Source organism: [Lactobacillus] rogosae (genome assembly GCA_900112995.1).
Classification (GTDB): domain Bacteria; phylum Bacillota; class Clostridia; order Lachnospirales; family Lachnospiraceae; genus Lachnospira; species Lachnospira rogosae.
This window is the reverse complement of sequence record FONU01000017.1, coordinates 56,133-74,859: the sequence shown is the minus strand read 5'-3', so window position 1 is coordinate 74,859 and position 18,727 is coordinate 56,133. Positions and strand designations below refer to the sequence as shown.

At 29.4% G+C, this 18,727-nt stretch carries 13 protein-coding genes and 1 tRNA gene; 6 read left to right on the top strand and 8 right to left on the bottom strand.

Annotation, left to right across the window (positions count from 1 at the left end):
* Nucleotides 1-14: 14 nt before the first annotated feature.
* The 5 genes from BM157_RS08695 to BM157_RS08675 form a co-directional block, all read right to left on the bottom strand.
* Nucleotides 15-197 (bottom strand): hypothetical protein, encoded by a 183-nt coding sequence (locus tag BM157_RS08695; RefSeq protein WP_022502530.1) that lies wholly within the window; start codon nucleotides 195-197, stop codon nucleotides 15-17.
* A gap of 88 nt (nucleotides 198-285) precedes the next feature.
* Nucleotides 286-1,842: a Na+/H+ antiporter NhaC family protein gene (locus BM157_RS08690; RefSeq protein ID WP_090140735.1), complete on the bottom strand. Its 1,557-nt coding sequence runs from the start codon at nucleotides 1,840-1,842 to the stop codon at nucleotides 286-288.
* Between the two features lie 11 nt (nucleotides 1,843-1,853).
* Entirely contained in the window at nucleotides 1,854-2,429 is a 576-nt protein-coding gene (locus tag BM157_RS08685) for a xanthine phosphoribosyltransferase (RefSeq protein WP_022502532.1), read from the bottom strand.
* A gap of 65 nt (nucleotides 2,430-2,494) precedes the next feature.
* The gene (locus tag BM157_RS08680; protein ID WP_090140733.1) at nucleotides 2,495-3,970 is read right to left on the bottom strand and encodes a sodium-dependent transporter; all 1,476 of its coding nucleotides are present in this window, start codon (nucleotides 3,968-3,970) and stop codon (nucleotides 2,495-2,497) included.
* Between the two features lie 427 nt (nucleotides 3,971-4,397).
* Nucleotides 4,398-4,469, bottom strand: a tRNA-Gly gene (locus tag BM157_RS08675).
* A gap of 344 nt (nucleotides 4,470-4,813) precedes the next feature.
* On the opposite strand from BM157_RS08675, the gene BM157_RS08670 reads away from it, so the two are divergent.
* The 3 genes from BM157_RS08670 (at nucleotide 4,814) to BM157_RS08660 (ending at nucleotide 8,067) form a co-directional block, all read left to right on the top strand.
* The gene (locus BM157_RS08670) at nucleotides 4,814-5,461 is read left to right on the top strand and encodes an HAD family hydrolase (protein WP_055175872.1); all 648 of its coding nucleotides are present in this window, start codon (nucleotides 4,814-4,816) and stop codon (nucleotides 5,459-5,461) included.
* A 134-nt stretch (nucleotides 5,462-5,595) separates the two neighbouring features.
* Nucleotides 5,596-7,068 (top strand): putative DNA modification/repair radical SAM protein, encoded by a 1,473-nt coding sequence (locus tag BM157_RS08665; RefSeq protein WP_318255881.1) that lies wholly within the window; start codon nucleotides 5,596-5,598, stop codon nucleotides 7,066-7,068.
* 213 nt (nucleotides 7,069-7,281) lie between these two features.
* Nucleotides 7,282-8,067 (top strand): TIGR03915 family putative DNA repair protein, encoded by a 786-nt coding sequence (locus BM157_RS08660; RefSeq protein ID WP_090140732.1) that lies wholly within the window; start codon nucleotides 7,282-7,284, stop codon nucleotides 8,065-8,067.
* 185 nt (nucleotides 8,068-8,252) lie between these two features.
* Here BM157_RS08660 and BM157_RS08655 read toward each other — a convergent pair whose 3' ends face one another.
* Entirely contained in the window at nucleotides 8,253-9,167 is a 915-nt protein-coding gene (locus tag BM157_RS08655; protein WP_022502175.1) for a tyrosine-type recombinase/integrase, read from the bottom strand.
* Nucleotides 9,168-9,586: 419 nt separating this feature from the next.
* Between BM157_RS08655 and BM157_RS08650 the strand changes: the two genes are divergently transcribed.
* Nucleotides 9,587-10,975: a hypothetical protein gene (locus tag BM157_RS08650; RefSeq protein WP_022502176.1), complete on the top strand. Its 1,389-nt coding sequence runs from the start codon at nucleotides 9,587-9,589 to the stop codon at nucleotides 10,973-10,975.
* A gap of 1,030 nt (nucleotides 10,976-12,005) precedes the next feature.
* Complete coding sequence (locus tag BM157_RS08645) at nucleotides 12,006-13,193, top strand: hypothetical protein (RefSeq protein WP_082421589.1); 1,188 nt, start codon at nucleotides 12,006-12,008, stop codon at nucleotides 13,191-13,193.
* A 601-nt stretch (nucleotides 13,194-13,794) separates the two neighbouring features.
* Here BM157_RS08645 and BM157_RS08640 read toward each other — a convergent pair.
* Nucleotides 13,795-15,000 (bottom strand): ParB N-terminal domain-containing protein, encoded by a 1,206-nt coding sequence (locus BM157_RS08640; RefSeq protein ID WP_022501638.1) that lies wholly within the window; start codon nucleotides 14,998-15,000, stop codon nucleotides 13,795-13,797.
* Nucleotides 15,000-15,830, bottom strand: coding sequence for a ParA family protein (locus BM157_RS08635; RefSeq protein ID WP_022501637.1), 831 nt, complete (start codon nucleotides 15,828-15,830; stop codon nucleotides 15,000-15,002). Before BM157_RS08635 ends, BM157_RS08640 begins: the two co-directional genes overlap by 1 nt.
* 1,708 nt (nucleotides 15,831-17,538) lie before the next feature.
* Between BM157_RS08635 and BM157_RS08630 the strand changes: the two genes are divergently transcribed.
* A complete protein-coding gene (locus BM157_RS08630; protein ID WP_022501283.1) occupies nucleotides 17,539-18,285 on the top strand; it encodes an acyl-[acyl-carrier-protein] thioesterase in 747 nt (248 codons plus the stop codon).
* Nucleotides 18,286-18,727: the final 442 nt, after the last annotated feature.

The following is an 18,727-nucleotide window of genomic DNA, read 5'->3' as shown; positions in this document are numbered from 1 at the left end:
TATTATCATTACGTTTATTTGACAGATTTATTGCTGTCTTCTGATTTTTCTGATTCGTCTGCTTTTTTAGCTTCATCTGCATACTGTTTTTTAAGTTTTTCTGATTTAAATTTATAAATGAGCAGTCCGGTTGGAAATGGAAGTACTGCAATTATAAATAAAAGCACTATTATTATTATTACTTTAGTTTCACTCATATGCACTCCTAATGTATTAATAGCTTTAATTTGATCAATTATAAAGTAAAGTTAGTGCCAAAAGTAAATCCGGCACTAACGTATATTGTTATGAATTAGATTGTTTTTGATTTACAATATATTTGATAAGAATAATTGTAAGAGTCATAAGCACAATACCTATAATTAAAGGAACTACAGGATTGTGTATGAAACCAGCAATTATATATGTTATAAATGATACTGCGGCAACAACAACTACATAAGGAAGTTGTGTCGATACATGGTTCATATGGTTACACTGTGCACCAGCCGATGCCATAATAGTTGTATCTGATATAGGTGAACAGTGGTCGCCGCATACAGCACCTGCCATACAAGCAGATATAGATATAATCATCATAGTATTATCAGTTCCAGAAAACGTATTAACAACAATAGGTATAAGAATACCGAATGTACCCCAGCTTGTTCCGGTTGCAAATGCAAGGAATATCGCTACAAGGAATATAATGGCTGGAAGGAAATTAAGCAGGCTTCCAGAAGCACCATTTACAAGACCTGCTACATATTCTTTAGCACCTAAGCTGTCTGTCATACTCTTGAGTGTCCATGCAAAAGTAAGGATAAGGATTGCTGGAACCATAGCTTTAAAACCTTCTGGTATGCAGGCAAATGATTCTTTAAATGGAAGAACTTTTCTTACAGCATAGAAGAATACAGTAATTACCATTGCAAAGAAGCTTCCAAGCATTAGTCCTACAGGAGCATCGCAATCAGAAAATGCTTCTATAAATGGCGTTCCGCTAAAGAAACCGCCTGTATATATCATACCTATAACACAGCATATAATTAATGAAACAATAGGAAATACAAGGTCAATAACCTTGCCGTTGCCTTTTATTACATCAGGATTAGCATTAGCATATGGCCTGTCAGGTGTTGTATACAAGTCACCCTTAGCAGCATTATCTTCGTGAAGCTTCATAGTACCAAAATCCACTTTCAATATTACAAACATAAGTAATGCGAATATTGTAAGCAATGCATAATAATTATAAGGAATAGATTTCATAAATACAGAAAATCCGTCCTCACTTTCAACAAAGCCTGTTACAGCGGCAGCCCATGATGAAATAGGTGCTATTATACATATAGGTGCTGCTGTTGCATCTATAATATAAGCAAGCTTTGCTCTTGAAATCTGGTGGCTGTCAGTTACAGGGCGCATAACACTTCCAACTGTAAGACAGTTAAAATAGTCGTCAATAAATATAAGTGCACCAAGAAGAATAGATACTAACTGAGCACCCGTTCTTGTCTTTATTCTTTTGGAAGCCCATTCGCCAAATGCACCTGAACCTCCTGCTCTGTTCATCATACATACCATTATTCCAAGAATTACAAGAAATATAAGTATTCCAATGTTAGCAGGATCAGATAACACACCTACAAGTCCATCATTAAATATATGTGTAACAGAAGTTTCAAAGCTAAAATGTGCAGTAAACAATCCGCCATAGAATAGTCCGCCAATTACAATACCTATAAAAAGTGAACTATATACTTCCTTAGTAATAAGAGCAAGTATAATGGCTACCAGAGGTGGTACTAATGACCAGAAAGTAGCATATAATACCGGAATGTATTCTGTAAGTTCGTTCATTAATGTATCTCCTATCTGAATGTAATTGTGTTATCAGCGGCATTCATACTTTCAACGATTGCAAGTGATTCAAGCTGATAACCTTTTTCCCTTATAATCTTTCCACCCTGCTGGAAACCCTTTTCAATCGCAATACCGATACCTTCAACGGTTGCACCTGCACTTTCAACAAGGTTAGTAAGACCAAGTAATGCACATCCATTTGCAAGGAAATCATCAATAATAAGAATATGATCCTCTGGAGATAAGAACTTTTTTGAAACAATCACATCGTATATTTTACTATGTGTAAATGACTGGATTTTAGTGCTGAAGTTATTATCATCAAGGTTAATACTTTTAGACTTCTTGGCAAATACAACAGGTACATCAAATTCTCTTGCAACGATAGCGGCAATACCGATACCACTTGCCTCAATTGTAAGGATTTTATTAATCTTCTTATCAGCAAATAGTCTTTTCCATTCCTTAGCCATTTCCTCGAAAAGTTTAATATCCATCTGGTGGTTAATGAAGCTGTCAACCTTAAGTACATTTCCTTCTCTTATAATTCCATCTTTTCTTATACGATCTTCTAATAATTTCATAATAGACCTCCGTTTTTTTTATAAGTAATATCCAATATCAAATTGAAATTAAGTTGTTGTATGTTCTACTGTTGTTTTGATTTGCGTCCTGTAAGTAGTGCTATAAGATATATTATAACAACAAGTAACACAGAAAAACACATCCAGCCGATGAATATGCCTAAAGGCTGTTTGCAGAAAGTATCATAGTAGCCTTTAATATAAACAATTGTAATTATCAAAGGTAAGATATATGACATATATTTTCGAAACCATAATGGAAGCTTTATTCCATCTCCAGTATTAGCTTCTTTAGCAAAGTTATCAAATCCCCATCCGTTTTTTCTTGTACAGAAAAGAACTATAACAAGACTTCCTAAAGGAAGAAGGTTGTAGGATACAAGGAAATCTTCCAGATCCATAATTGTTGTACCTGCACCTATAGGCTGTATACCTGAAAGCAGGTTATATCCAAGAATTGCAGGAATTGATAATACAGTAATAGCTATAATATTAATACCTACGGCTTTGGTTCGCTTACATTCTGTTATATCCATCCACATAGCTACGATTTCTTCAAACACAGCGATAATTGTAGATAAAGCTGCAAATGACATAAATAAAAAGAACATAAAGCCCCATATTCTTCCGCCAGTCATATTATTAAATACATTAGGAAGAGTTATAAATAATAATGAAGGACCACTGTCAGGGTTTACTCCGTATGCAAAGCAGGCAGGGATAATTATAAATCCAGCCATTAAAGCAACAAATGTATCTAGAAGTACAATGCTTACCGCCTCACCTGTAAGTGAACGCTTCTTATCAAGGTAACTGCCGAAAATCTCCATAGCACCGATACCTATACTTAAAGTGAAAAATGCGTGTGTCATAGCAGCAAATATGGCTTCGCCAATACCTGACTGATTAACTAAGCTTATATTAGGTACAAGATAGAACTTAATACCAACAGAAGCATTAGGAAGAACAAATGAATGAACTGCAAGAATTACCATAAGTCCTAAAAGAAGCGACATCATAACCTTTGTAATTCGTTCAACACCATTTTTAAGTCCAAGTGCACATACGCCAAATGATAAAATAATGGCGATAAATGAAAATATAAACATTATTCCAGGCTGTGATAACAGACCATTAAATGTAGCTGTGATTTCTGCACTATCAAGACCAGAAAGCTTACCAGATAATTCAAGAAATGCATAATAAATCATCCAGCCTCCAACCATAGTATAGAACATCATAAGAAGATACGAACCAATTATGCTCATCCATTTAAGACGATGCCATTTCGTGCCTTTCTGTTCAAGTACATCAAATGCTTTTCCCATACCTTTGCGGCTTGCTCGTCCAACTGAGAATTCACATATAAGAATAGGGAGTCCAAGAAGTGCTAAAAATATAAGGTACATAACTATAAAAGCTGCCCCTCCGTACATTCCACATATGTATGGAAACTTCCATACATTACCAAGGCCGATAGCACAGCCTGCTGATACAAGAATAAAACCTATTCTTGAACCAAATTGTTCTCTTTCTTTCATAAATTAATAAGTTCCTTTTCTATTATAATAAATCAATGAAATCAGGTTATCTGCTATTAACTAATAATACACAACCCATATAAAATTCATTATATAATATAAATAAAAAATAGTCACGAACAAAATTCATAAACCAGTCAAAAATGTTGCTAATACAGAAATAAATAATAGTCACCCCCGTGTGTTGTGCGAGATGGGTGTCAAGAGGTCCGGTGGACTTCTGTTCTGACACGACCGAGGGGCGCTTTAGCGTTCCGAGAAGTCAAGAGGTCCGGTGGACCTCTGTTCTGACACGACCGAGGGGTGCTTTAGCGTTCCGAGAAATCGAAGCCAAACTGTGAAGCAGTTGGGTTTCGAGAAGTGCCCCGCACTTCCCGGATGACAAAAAAGGACTTCCCATTCGGAAGTCCTTTTTGTTGTCTTACAGAGCGCGAGACGGGGATCGAACCCGCGACCCCCTCCTTGGCAAGGAGGTGCTCCACCACTGAGCCACTCGCGCATATTGTATTGTGTGTTTCGATTTATTTCTCGTGAACACAAGTGATATAATACACGTTAATATGTAATATGTCAACCCTTTTATTTTAATATTTTTAAATTTTTTGAAAATATTTGAAGGAAAATATAGATAAATGTGGAAATTTAAAATTTTATTTTCATATTGCATTTTTTTAGTCTTGATTATATTATTAAATATCTGATATGGAAACAGCTGATTGTAATTAATCTGTATACAATATGTTAATGTTGAATTAATTCTTATAAATAATATATCTGCTTTAAGAATTTTTTATTATCTGTTATCCAGTCAGTTATTATTAATATAAGGAAAGTGTGAAGTATATGAAATATAAAATGGCTGTATTTGATTTAGACGGAACATTGCTTAATACATTGGAGGATCTGGCAGATGCGGTGAACTACTCTCTTGCACAGTTTGGTATGCCTCAAAGAACTATAGAAGAAGTAAGGAATTATGTTGGTAATGGAATTCGTCTTTTAATAGAAAGAAGTGTTCCTAATGGAACCGATTTGCCGGTTATAGATAATGTGTTTGAATGTTTTAAGAAGTATTATCAGGAACATTGTAATGACAAGACAAAGGCATATGATGGAATTATTGATATGCTTAAAGAATTAAAGCAGTCAGGGATTAAGCTTGCAGTGTTGTCTAATAAAGCACAAAATGCTGTGACTAAATTATGTGATATATATTTTGATAATCTTCTTGATATTACATTTGGTGCAAGAGAGGGCATAGCAAAAAAGCCCGCTCCGGATGCCTTGTTAGAATGTGCTGCAATAGCAGACATTGCATTAGAAGATATAGCTTATATTGGAGATTCAGATGTAGATGTGCTAACAGCACGAAATGCAGGGGTTGACTGCATAGCTGTATCGTGGGGCTTTAGGGATAAAGGAGTGTTAATTAAGGCAGGAGCTGATAAAATAGCAGATAATATACAAGTTTTAAAGGCAGAACTTTTATAGTCAGATTGAATAAAATATATTAAAATTTCAATTGCGAAATATATTATAATATGATAAGATACATACAGAACGAATGTTTGGAAAATATGTTCTGCATGTATCTTTTTTATTATTATCGAAAGAAGGTGGGAGTTGTGGTTATTAAAGAAGACCTAAGTATTATGGATAAGCTGACGATTTTATCTGATGCTGCAAAGTATGATGTATCGTGTTCGTCAAGTGGCGTTGAACGTGGTAACAATGGTAAAGGCATAGGCAATTCTAAAGCGTGTGGAATATGCCACAGCTTTAGTGCAGATGGCAGGTGTATTTCTCTTTTAAAAATACTTCTTACGAATGAATGTATATATAACTGCCGCTACTGCATTAACCGTTCGTCTAATGATGTTGTGAGGGCTACATTTTCGCCTGAGGAGATATGTGAGCTTACTATGCAGTTCTACAGACGTAATTATATAGAAGGATTGTTTTTAAGTTCAGGTATAATTATCAGTCCTGATGAAACAATGAAGAGAATGTTAGAAACGGTTATTCTTCTAAGAAAGAAATATAATTTTGGCGGATATATTCATATGAAGGCAATTCCTGGAGCATCGGATGATATCATTAAGTTCGCTGGTTGGTTTGTTGACCGTATGAGCATTAATCTTGAGCTTCCAACTAATGCAGCACTTAAAGAACTTGCTCCATCTAAATCAAGACAAAGTATTTTGCATCCTATGAATATTATTAAGAATAACATACATATGAATAGATATGAGGTTGGTATGAAGCATACGAACAATTATTTGTCAGATGTTTATAATATGTATAATACATTTTCTGATTATACAAGTAATGAGATGTTAGACACTATGTTTAATGATGGATTGGCTGCCAATAACAGATTAAACATTAATAATAGATTGAATACTGGTAATACTGAGCTATCGGCGGGACATAGATATAAAAGATATGTTCCAGCAGGACAGAGTTCACAGATGATTATTGGTGCTACCAAAGAGACGGATTACCAGCTTGTTACGATAGCACAGAATTTATATGACAAATACGATTTAAAGAGAGTGTTTTATTCAGCGTTTGTTAATGTCAATATGGATGAGTCGCTTCCACTTCAGGAAGATGGCAAGGGTGTGCCTTTGCTTAGGGAACATAGGTTATATCAGGCGGACTGGCTTATGAGATTTTATGGATTTAAGTCATATGATCTTCTTAGTGAAGACAATCCTAATTTTAACGCATTTTTAGACCCTAAATGTGACTGGGCAATACGTCACCTTGATATATTCCCGGTAGAGATTAATACAGCACCTTATGCCCTGTTATTAAAAGTTCCCGGAATAGGTGTGAAATCAGCAAGACGTATTATTAATGCAAGACGAATGTCTATATTAGATTTTACTTCTTTAAAGAAAGCCGGAGTTGTATTAAAAAGGGCTGTTTATTTTATAACCTGTAATGGCAGAATGATGTATAACATACGAATAGATCAGGATTATATTACTAATGCTCTTATTGATAATGACAAGAAGAAAATATATGACATAGAACATAAAGACTGCTATAAACAGCTTTCTTTATTTGACTGCAATGTAATATCAGAATGATACGAATGTTTTTATTATAATTGTGAATAATAAATATTAGAACAATATAAAGATGCATATTAGAATAATATAATATATTTATCAGGATAATTATATAAGAATTTGTAATTTGAAATATTTATATGGAACATAGAGATAGAATAAAGATTAGTAAGAAGAAAGGATATGATCAGCCAGTATTACTACCAGCTGATTAGTTAAGTGCATAGTATTATGGATGTTTATTTATGTGATAATTCTATAGAGGGGATATTTTCAGCAATATATAAAGCCTGGGAGGCAGGAACAAGCCATACTGATGTAAGATGTGCAGATGTTGTTTCTAACTATTCATTATTTGAGAACTATATAAATATCAGGACAGATTTAACCTTATCAGATAAAGTTGCCAATACAATAAAGCTAAAGCTGTCTAATGATATATATGAGAAGATATTTACTGTTGCACAGTCAATCGCAGATAATAAGGCCTCAGTAATTTATCATTGTTTGCAGAGAATGTTTAAGTATGGAACTTCAGTATTGCATAACATTAATGATGAATACATATTCCAGTTTAATAAAATATATAAAAAGGCAGCTAATGAAGCACACTTTTATATAGAGATACTTCGATTTAATGAAAATGCTAATGGTTTTCTTACAGCCAGAATAGAACCTGATAATAATATTATATATATGATTATTGATCATTTTAATGACAGACTGCATTGCGAGAATTTTTTGATATATGATGTCAGGAGAAATATTGCGTATATACATATGAATAATAATACAGCATTTTTTTATAATGATTATAATAATGAATTATTAAAACAGCTTGATGATTTTTCAGATAATGAAAATGATATTCAGAATTTATGGATAAGATTTTATAATACTATAGCAATAAAAGAACGTGTCAATTATAAATGTCAGATAAATATGCTTCCATTAAAATATAGGAAGTATCTGCCAGAATTACCTATAAAAAAGGGGATCCCACCAAACAATAATTAATAACTAATTATCATCCAGCGGGATATTGGGGAATTGTATTGAGCTCATATCAAGCTCTTTCGATTGTTATTATAACACATAGCAGATAATTGAAAAGTACTATCTTTTTCCTAGTACTATCAATTATAATATATATTATATAATAATACTAATAACTTGATGTTTAATTCAATTCATTAGTATATTTATGCGTTGATACTTATGATACTATAGTCAACAGCCTGTTTGTATGTATCAGAGTTAATTATTTTATCATATCTTGTAATCCATTTGGTTGTTATTCCAGCGTAGCTTGCAACCAGATCTTTTGAAGCTCCACCCGATAACATATAACATATTGCGGCGTGACGAAGGGTCTGCATTGTGAATTTGTTATTTAACATACCTTTTTCTATATTAAGTTTACAATACTTTTCAAGAAGTCTTTCTGTGTCCCTTAATTTAATTCGTGTTTTTCTTTTATTAATAAATATGGCACCTTCTATTATATTATTATTACATATATATCTGTCTAATAATACAGCAACATCATCCGGAACTTTAATTATTCTTGATATACGATTATTGCCTTTTGGAGGATAATTAATATACATTTCGTCATTGGAATTAATTGCAATATATTCTTTATTAAGGCTGCATATTTCAGTGTTAGTCAATGCACATTTGACGGCAAGGGATAATATTAAAAATGCTTTCTCATCATTATTTTGTTGTATTGTTTCCATAATATTGTTTATTTCATTAAGTGTTGGTATATCATTGTCTGTTAATAACTTATCTTCTTCTGGAATAGAAATTTCCTTGAAATAATTTGTATATTCCTTTCCGTGATTACTCATATTAAATTCAATAAAATTACATACAGATCTTATTACGGATAATCTCATTACACCGGTAGAGTATTTTAATTGATTTTTGCTTATCTTATTTAATATATGTTCATAATAAGTTACAGCATCAGTATGACTTAACTCTAATGGGTCGTGGCCAACTACTTTATCAAAATTCTTTACAACATTCCAATATTCTTTTCGTGTACGAGCTTTTAAATTAGTTTCGTAATATATCCAAATAGTATTCTTAAATGTATCAGAAATCATAACATAAATACCTCTTATATCTTTTCAACACAACAAAATAATCTTATCTGTGTGCTATTGATTTTTTACATAATATATAATACAATATATGACGACATATGTCTATATGTTAACCAAAACTCACACCACCACTCTACTTCAAAATAAACACAACAACAACCAAAGTAATTAAGAAAAGCTTCCTGGTGTGAACCTACTATTTGATTTTTGTGTTTATATTTTTTATAATTATGAGTACAATTACTATATAAATTGTTAGATATAATTAATCGAAGATTATGCTATTTACATAAAGAGCAATAACACACTGGACAGACTATATTATAATCATCTATCCATATTCTACTCTTCCACTATCTGCCAATTAATATATAGAATAAAATGAAAATTATATTTGTTGTTATATAAGGAGATATATTATGGAACAATACTCTCGCCGATTTATTGAAGAATTAGCTAATCACATTGATCCAGTTATTATTGATTATTTCAATAAGAAAAGAAATTTGTTAAACTTCTCTGCTGAAAATGTAGCTGAGTTAATTGATGAAACTCTTATGGAATATCTTGATGGAAAGACTAGCCGTGAAGATTTAGTACCTATAATTAATAAGGTAAAGAAATCACGTTTACAAAAAAGATCACGTTGGTACAAATCATACATTAATGATATTGATACAATCAGCATTGACGATGCCAAACACCCTTTAGCTACTGTTGTTGCTATGGCAAAGACTCTTCCTGTTGAAGATTATACTAAAATGTTTGGAGATAAAGATTTACAGGAAATTATCGAAGATAAGAAAAGAGCTGCAACAGAATGGAAAAATGATTCCAATACTCTTTTAATTGATTTCCCAGGTATCTCATCTTTTACTTATAACTCAATATATAATTCTTTAAAGAATGATTTGATTATTAGTGCTTGGAAATACATAGAAAGTGAACTTGCTGGTAATATTGACTCATACCTTCGATTATTCCCTGTTGACTTAGTTGACAAACCACTCTTCAGTCCTTCATCTTTTACATTAATGATGGAAACAGCATCTGATAATCTGCTAAAAGAAATTATCAGAGATGAAGAAGGCCGTGAACTTTTGGAAGTGACTGTCAACAGTGGCAAACTTACTCCACCAAAGGCTATGGATTCTAATGACCTGAAATTAGTTAATGCTTTTATATCTAATATTAATATGCAGGAATTCTCTAAAGAGAAATCTGTAGTAGTCGATCTTAATACTCTTGGTAAAGAAATTGTCGATTATCACGTTGGTAAAAATGTGCTCAAGAAAATTTCTAATTCTTGTAGAAAGCTTGTAGAGTACAATTTCTATTATGAGGAAGCTGGCAGTAAAATCTATTTCAACTTATTTGATAATATTGTCATCAAAGAAGATGCTGAAAGACCTTATGCCATAGCTCAATTTGGTGAGGTACTAAGTAACGCTATTATAAAGAAAAAGTTAATCTCTATAACTTCTGCTTCTTATGATGTTCTTGATAATAACCTTTCAAGAATTATATGCTATGCAATGAAATGTGAACAGATTGCTAATCAGGAAACATTGATGAGTGAATATAGTTATACTTACTTCCAGAAGATTGTTCGATTTAAATTAAAAAATAAAAAGAAGAACTTACAATTAATTCAGGAATCTTTACAGGAATTTGTAGATAACAATATTGTAATCGATAGCTTTGAATTAAAAAATGGTGTATTTATTATTAACTTCCTTCCATTATCGGAAGCTGAAATTCAGGATTTGAATTTTGATAAAACTAAGATGATAGACAATGCTCATTAATAGACGAAATAGGGATTTTTTATTATAATTATTTGCCGTATGTTTTTACATACGGCTTTTTTATGTGAGCCTTACAGAGAGCTCTTATGTAAGCCCTATGAAGTTCCTTTTGTACACTGTAAGTCTCACATAAGAAGCTCCGTAAATTTTATAGCATACATTCTCCTAGTTCCTTTTGAAAATATGTGCAATGCAAAGAACTGCCTTTGTCTGAAACCGTATGCCAGATGGTGTAGTGGATAGATAGAATAATTACTTGCCTGCCACTCTATTTTAATCAAATCAGAAACTATAAATGTCTACATATTTATCATCATAATTAAAGTGTAGATAATTAATTGATAACTAAGAAAATTTTATTGTACTTTTTTTATTTACTTAATTATCTGTATTTCTTTAAGTTTTGTCGTGTTTTTTTTATTTTTATCAGATAAATCTTTTATATATCCCTTAAAATAGGCATTTGTTATTTTTTTATTACAATTTTACTGTTTCTAGCAGCATTTTTTAAATAATATGTTAAATTTATGTAGATATTTTTAGAGTAAAAAACTTAGTTTTTATTTTTCAATGTAGATATTTTTAGAGTAAATTTTTAAAAAGTAGATATTTTTGGAGTAAAATATCATTTTTTTATTGATTTTTCTCCAATTTTCTATTCTATTTATATATTTATATATTGTATATAAATACTTTTTCTACATTTTTTTTTTGAAATTTTATCCACAATGTCTACATTTTGGGCTTAAATACTGATTTTCCTTAAAATACCACTACCCTATGTGGATAGCTGTTAACTATATGTAGATAAAAAAGTAGTAAAATCCACAAAATATTTATTTTGACTTCTACAAAAAAAATTTTATTAAATTAAGTAGATAATTTTAGAGTAAAACACTTTGATTTTGTGGATAAGTAGACAATTTTAGAGTAAAACAAGTTAAAAAATACACTTATGTGGATAAATTTTGAGTAAAAACAAGAATTTGATTTTATTTGATAATATTGTTAAATTATCCATAAAAAGGAGGTGGGAATTTTGGATAATTTTACAAATATAGGCAAAGCTGTATTAATTCAGGCTCTTGGTATTCAGCAAAATTACACAACAATTATTGATTCTTCTGTTGAAGTTACCGATTACTCAAATGATAACTGCTCTACTTGTAAATATAAAGCAATTATCGAATCCTTCTCCAGCGATAATGATATCTACAAAATGGCTATTGATAATTGTAACAATTGTCCACATAGAATTCTCACAACTAAGAACGTAACTAAAAAGATATATCATAATGAAAAAAATCGTTATGGCTATAGACCTATGTTAAAATCAAATGCACTTAAGCTATTTATGTTATTACATTTTTATCATCCGGATCGTTTTGGGATTATAAAAGAAATTAATATCAAAGAATTGGCATCTATTCTTAAATGCAACATAAAGACGATTTGGAATAATCTTGACATATTATCATCTTATACTTATATATCATATTCCAAAACTTCATCATCTATTATTTCATTGCTTATCAATGATTATGAGAATTATTACCTTCCTGCTAACAAAAACGGCAGGGGATTTTTAGTGCTTTCTAAGGAATTAATTACTAAACTTTTTGATATTAATTCAATTGTAACATTAAGAATTTACTTGCGTGAGCTTATCAACCTTGATAGTTCTAATCTTAAGGGTCAGGCAAGCGTGGATCACAAATCAATATCTGAAATAAGACATATGCTTCCTAAGTATTGCAAGCCTTGCATTATAAAACAACATATGTCTAATTCAGATGCTGATATTTTTAATGTCACTATTAATGATAATATCATAAGATTTGAGATTTCTTCAAGATATATTGCTAAGAAGCAAAAACAAATTCTATTAGAAGAAAATATTGACCGGTTAAAGTCATTTATTAATGATTTTAATACAGTAATTCCTAACATTAACTCAGGTGATATTCCACCTGTACGTTTTAGAGAATTTATTAATATAGACACTAATATATCAAATTATAAATTGATTAAAATCAGTAAACTTGATTTGGAGGATTTAGCAAATATTGCTGTTCACTACTCTTTCGATTTATTAATGTATGCGTTAGCAGATATCTATAGACAATATATAGTGTATGAACGATCCATAAAAAATATTCCTGGTCTTGTATCAACGATAATTCGTGCTAATGTTAGTAAATTAAAAAAGGCTGCTTAAAAAGCAGTCTTATTTTCGTGTCTTGTATTCGATTTTTATATCAATATATGTGATATTCTTAATTAATTTTAATAAAAAAGCAGGCTGCTCATTTTTTTTATTTTCTTTTTTTCAATTTTTATGAATGATTCCTTTTATAATTTATTTAATATATAATTAAAATACTAATTTAACAAATTTTGATAACATTTATATTGAAGATTTATTAACATATGGAAACTTTTCAACCTTTTTTTTATCCTTTTCGACTATAATAATTATTAAAAAGACATTTTATGAAAATAATAGACCAGAATAATAATTAATAGACTTGTTTATAAAAAAATTATTCTTCAAAAAAAATTATCCGACTTTGAATTAGTAACTAATGAACTATAAAAAATTGTTGAAAGCCTTATAAATACTGTGTCTATGTTAATTTAATTTATCAATATATGTTAAATATATGTATTGTTGTATATATTAATATGGATATAGATAGATAAATAGATAAATAAATAGATAGATAGATAGATAGATATTTATATGATTATGATTAATAATAATAATAATATATCCCCAACTCCAATGTTAATATTATTAGAATTGGGGACATAATATATTAATTATTGGTTAGTGAATTAATAAAATCAGTTAATCTTTGATTTAAAATTTCTACTCTTATTTTTAAATCAGTATCATTTTTTATAATAGACTTGTTATTCTTAATGATATCAAAGTTTGATTCAAATAATGCAAGTGCCTGTTCTGTTTTAGCAATTGAAGATATTCTTTTTAATTCGTTATCTGAAATTGTTGTCTTGCGTTGTTCTTTCTCACGTTGCTGCTGCTTCATCTTTTCCATATTACTTTCAAGACGTGCCTTTTCCTTTTCAGCTTTGTTCTTAGCCTCAGTCATATATCGAAGTTCCTCTTCAATATCTATTTTGGAATTGGATTTATCAGTATTTGTAGAAATTTCATTTATTTTATTTTCAAGAATTTCTAAAGTTTCATTCTTTTTGTTAAGCTCTCTGGTTACTTCTTCTAATTCCTGCTTATATTTGGCAGCTTCTTTAGCACGTTCTTCAGATATCTTCTTGATAGATTGAAATTCTGCATTTTCAATGTTGCCATTTTTTTGAAGAATATTTAATATACTCTTCTGTGCATCCTCATCAAGCTTACCAAACTTATCAGCCTGGTTAAGATCTATGCCATTGTTATTGAGTAATTCACTTAATTCAGGAATAAGCTTTTCTGCTGTTGTATATTTGCGGGCTTGTCTTTCTGATATATTAAGCTGTTTGGCAATCTCTGCATTGATATTTTTTATTTCGCCGTTTAACTTTTTAGCTTCATAAAGTTCTTTTAAACGGCTTACTTCCCATCTTTTAACTTCCATTGAAGATTCTCTTACATCGTGGTTGGCTGAGATAAGCATAATTTCTTCGTCAATTTCAGTAATATCAGACTTTTCAACTTTGCAGGGAATTCCAGCAGGAAAAAGTGTCTGGTAATCCTTTTCATCCATTTCTGATATGGCGTGATATCTTCTTTCACCAGAGATAAGACGATATATATCTTTGTCAGAATCATATAATACAGATAAATTGTGTCTTAGACCGTTAACAAGTATACTTTCTTTGAGTGCATTAATGCCATCCTGCGCATACATTTCATTTTTAGGGTTAGATACAATTTTATCTTTAGGAATATATTTAAAATTGTATTGTGTCTTTGCCTGAATTTCTTTAAGTTTTTCTCCACCGTCAGAATTAAGGATACCTGTCTTAGTACCACCAGCAGTAAATGATTTCTTAGCCATTATTTCTTCTCTCCTTTAAGATATTTTGCTAATTCTCTGTAATGTTTATTATCCATAAGTCCAAGATAATTAACTAATTCTATGTAATCTTGAGCTGCGGTGCTTCTCTTATCATATGTGAGTAATGGTTCAAACAATGTATTAGATTCATTGACGGCAATGCAATTTCTTATTGACACAGGAAGGAATTTGTCACCAAACATATTCTCATAACTTTCAAACATTTGTTTATATAAGGTTGTTCTTCCTGCCACTCTGGTCATAAACATACCTGCAAATTCAATAGAAAGTGCATATTTAGCATTGAGATCTTCAATCGTATCAAAAAGTGACATTAAACCATCATATGAAAAATTATCAACACATATAGGTGTGATGATTTTATTGCTGGCACACATAGCACATGTTGTAAGGTATGATTTAAAAGGTGAGTTGTCTATTATAATATAGTCGTAATCATCCTTTAATAGACTAAGATTATGTTTAAAACATAATTCTACATTAGATTCTTTACTCTCATCGTATATTTTATATATAAGATTGTTTAATTCTCTTGAGGCACAAAGTATAGATATATTTTCATAGTCTGTTGTAGAAATGTAATTCATAACAGTAGCTTTATCATCAAATTTACTACAAAACAGCTGTTCATAGTCAATATCCTTACCTTCTTCACTTTTGCCAAACATTTTACTTGTATTCATCTGTGGATCTAAGTCTATCAATAATATAGAATAGCCAGAAATAGATAAAATCTGAGCAATTGTTATGGCTGAGGATGATTTTCCAACACCCCCCTTTTCGTTAATTAAACTTATTACTTCGCTCATTATTGACCTTCTTTCATTAAAATCTAATTTTATTATACAACAAAATTACGTTTTATCAATATAAAAGTTACATTATTTAAAAATATTTATGTTGAGTTTTTTTGTGAACTCAGTTCAATTTTATAAATGTAGAAAAATATTTTAAAATATTTTTATTGTTATTTGTTTATTCACATTTATATATAGAAATTAAAACATTATCCAATAATTTTATGTAATAAGTAAACAGGTTTCTAAATATTGATAGATAAATTTAAAATATAATAAGGTATATTTATATAATAAATAAGAATAAATTACTTAATATTTTTGATATATATTATTTTGTAGTAATCTATTATATATGCTTAGATTATTTCTTATATAATTATTTCTTAATTCAATTTTGCCGAAAGATATGAAATTAATAATAAATTCATTATTATAATTAATATATAGTCATTTCCTTTATGATTTACATTGATATCAAATTGTAATGATTGTAATAATAGATTGTAATGATAGTGCTATAAAGAATTTTAAGGATTTTTAGATTCTATATAATAAAACTCTGACATAGAAAGCATATATAGATATGCATAATATAATTGATGGATTAAGTGAGTATTTACGCATAAATAAAATAGAAAGAATACAAAAATAATAAAATGATTTATGAAAAATTATGAACTGAGTTCAAAATTATAATGATATAAATGAGTATTTATAATATTATACACAGCTAAAAGTGAACTGAGTTCAATAAATAAAATTATCTATATGAATTATATGGTGGGATTCTATGTCCAAATTATATATTTGATATTCAATTATAATTCTATATAAACAAAGCATTATGCACATACATAATATTAAGTTATCAATTTGAATTTGTTTATCAATATTAATAATCTAGTTTAATTGTTATATATGATTATTGGATAATGCTTTAATATCTATATATAATTATAAATAAAAAAATTACAGCAAATATATTATTAAATATAATTGAATTAATTCATAAAGTGGTATTATACATATTGATAAGACATATATTATAAGGAATATAATAAAGTGAACTGAGTTCACTTTATTTGAGTACTATTATTGAAAAGTGATTAATAATACATAATATCAATAATATATTTAATTATAATAAATCTAAAACAATATAATTAAATCTAAAACAATATAATTAAATCTAAAATATTATAACTAATGAAACTTATATAATCTATACAATTATAGTAATTAGTAACGATATTACAAACAAATGTTTTAAGTTCCACGTGAAACATTTATATTGCTTTTAGATTATTAAATAATCATATATAGTTGCAGATTATATTTGCAATTATGTAACTACCACACACATTTAATTCATTTTTTATGGATATTTCAACTCATAACATTTATAATATAAGAACACTAACAGATATTGGCTGATGAACAATAATAATTATTAGATAAAGCACACATCAGACGGCCGTACTGTAAAACAATAAAGTATTATTAAATGTATAATATGAGCATTAATACATATAGATTAGGCGTTGATAATTAGAATAAATACTAAAAAATTCTAATAGTTAAAGCTTGTATTTACAGGTGTAACAAGTGATAATCACTAAAATATTAATATAAATTAACTAATACTAATCAGCTGATATGCTTTTATTTAAACATACACATAGTTAACATATAATGAATATATTGAGGAATATAGATAATGATATATAAAGAAAGATATAAAGTAGAGTTAGAGGATATTGGAAGAGAGAATAAGATAGACAACAAAAGAATCGTTACGATTATGGAGGATATTGCTGGTTCTCATTCAGATAAGGTTGGATTGGGGGTATCGGCATCTGCTATTAATAAAAAGGCGTGGGTATTGCTGGATTGGAAGATAAAAATCCTTAAAAGACCAGCTTACAATGAATATATAGATGCAAGCACATGGTCTAGAAAGTCTGATAGACTATGTGCATTTAGGGATTTTGAATTATACGACCAGAATGGTGAGTTATGTGCAATAGGTACTTCAAGATGGCTATATATGGATTTGGTAAGACGCAGACCTATTATTTTAGACAACAAAATGAACGATATATACGGTACTGAAACAGAAAAAAATGTATTCGATGAGGAGATAAAGAAGATAGAGCTTCCTGATTTGGATAATCTGCCAGATAACATTATGGTTACAGAAAAGCCATATTTAATACAGAGAAGAGATATTGATATTAATGGACATTTACATAATGTCAGCTATTTGGAAGCAGCATTAGAAGCTGTTCCAGAAGATATTTATAAAAATGTAGATTTTAACTATATAAGAATTGAATATAAAAAAGAAATTATGCAGAATGATAACATAAAAATAAAATGTCTTACAGATAATAATTATAACTGCCTTGTCATATTTGAAACAGATAATAAAATGAATGCAGTAGTTGAATTGAAATTATTATAGGTAACTATATAGAAAAAGTAATACTGTTGAAATTAAAAAGTATAATTATGTTGAAATCACAGTATATAACTGTATTTGTAATATAAAACTATATTATGTGACATAAATCCAATATTGTATTAAAGAATATATTGTAATATAAACATTATCTTTAAATGATAAAATAGATGATATAATGAGCACAAGAGTGCTCATCTTAAAAGTTCCTTACGGAACTTTATATGTGCTGAAAAGCTGCACAAAAAATATGATATAATATGACTACTTCGTAGTCACTTAGAAGTTTCTTCGAAACTTCATATGCGTGGAAAAGCAACGTAGAAATTATGATATAATATAAATTATAAAATAAATGTATAATAACAATATAAGCTTAAATACAGTTAGAAATTGATTGAACAGAGTAGTTTACGATTAGACCAGTTATTGATATATAAACTTA

Bases quoted from the DNA above. Each gene is read 5' to 3' on its own strand.
- BM157_RS08695 (WP_022502530.1), bottom strand. From the start codon at position 197: ATGAGTGAAACTAAAGTAATAATAATAATAGTGCTTTTATTTATAATT.
- BM157_RS08690 (WP_090140735.1), bottom strand. From the start codon at position 1,842: ATGAACGAACTTACAGAATACATTCCGGTATTATATGCTACTTTCTGG.
- BM157_RS08685 (WP_022502532.1), bottom strand. From the start codon at position 2,429: ATGAAATTATTAGAAGATCGTATAAGAAAAGATGGAATTATAAGAGAA.
- BM157_RS08680 (WP_090140733.1), bottom strand. From the start codon at position 3,970: ATGAAAGAAAGAGAACAATTTGGTTCAAGAATAGGTTTTATTCTTGTA.
- BM157_RS08670 (WP_055175872.1), top strand. From the start codon at position 4,814: ATGAAATATAAAATGGCTGTATTTGATTTAGACGGAACATTGCTTAAT.
- BM157_RS08660 (WP_090140732.1), top strand. From the start codon at position 7,282: ATGGATGTTTATTTATGTGATAATTCTATAGAGGGGATATTTTCAGCA.
- BM157_RS08655 (WP_022502175.1), bottom strand. From the start codon at position 9,167: ATGATTTCTGATACATTTAAGAATACTATTTGGATATATTACGAAACT.
- BM157_RS08650 (WP_022502176.1), top strand. From the start codon at position 9,587: ATGGAACAATACTCTCGCCGATTTATTGAAGAATTAGCTAATCACATT.
- BM157_RS08640 (WP_022501638.1), bottom strand. From the start codon at position 15,000: ATGGCTAAGAAATCATTTACTGCTGGTGGTACTAAGACAGGTATCCTT.
- BM157_RS08635 (WP_022501637.1), bottom strand. From the start codon at position 15,830: ATGAGCGAAGTAATAAGTTTAATTAACGAAAAGGGGGGTGTTGGAAAA.
- BM157_RS08630 (WP_022501283.1), top strand. From the start codon at position 17,539: ATGATATATAAAGAAAGATATAAAGTAGAGTTAGAGGATATTGGAAGA.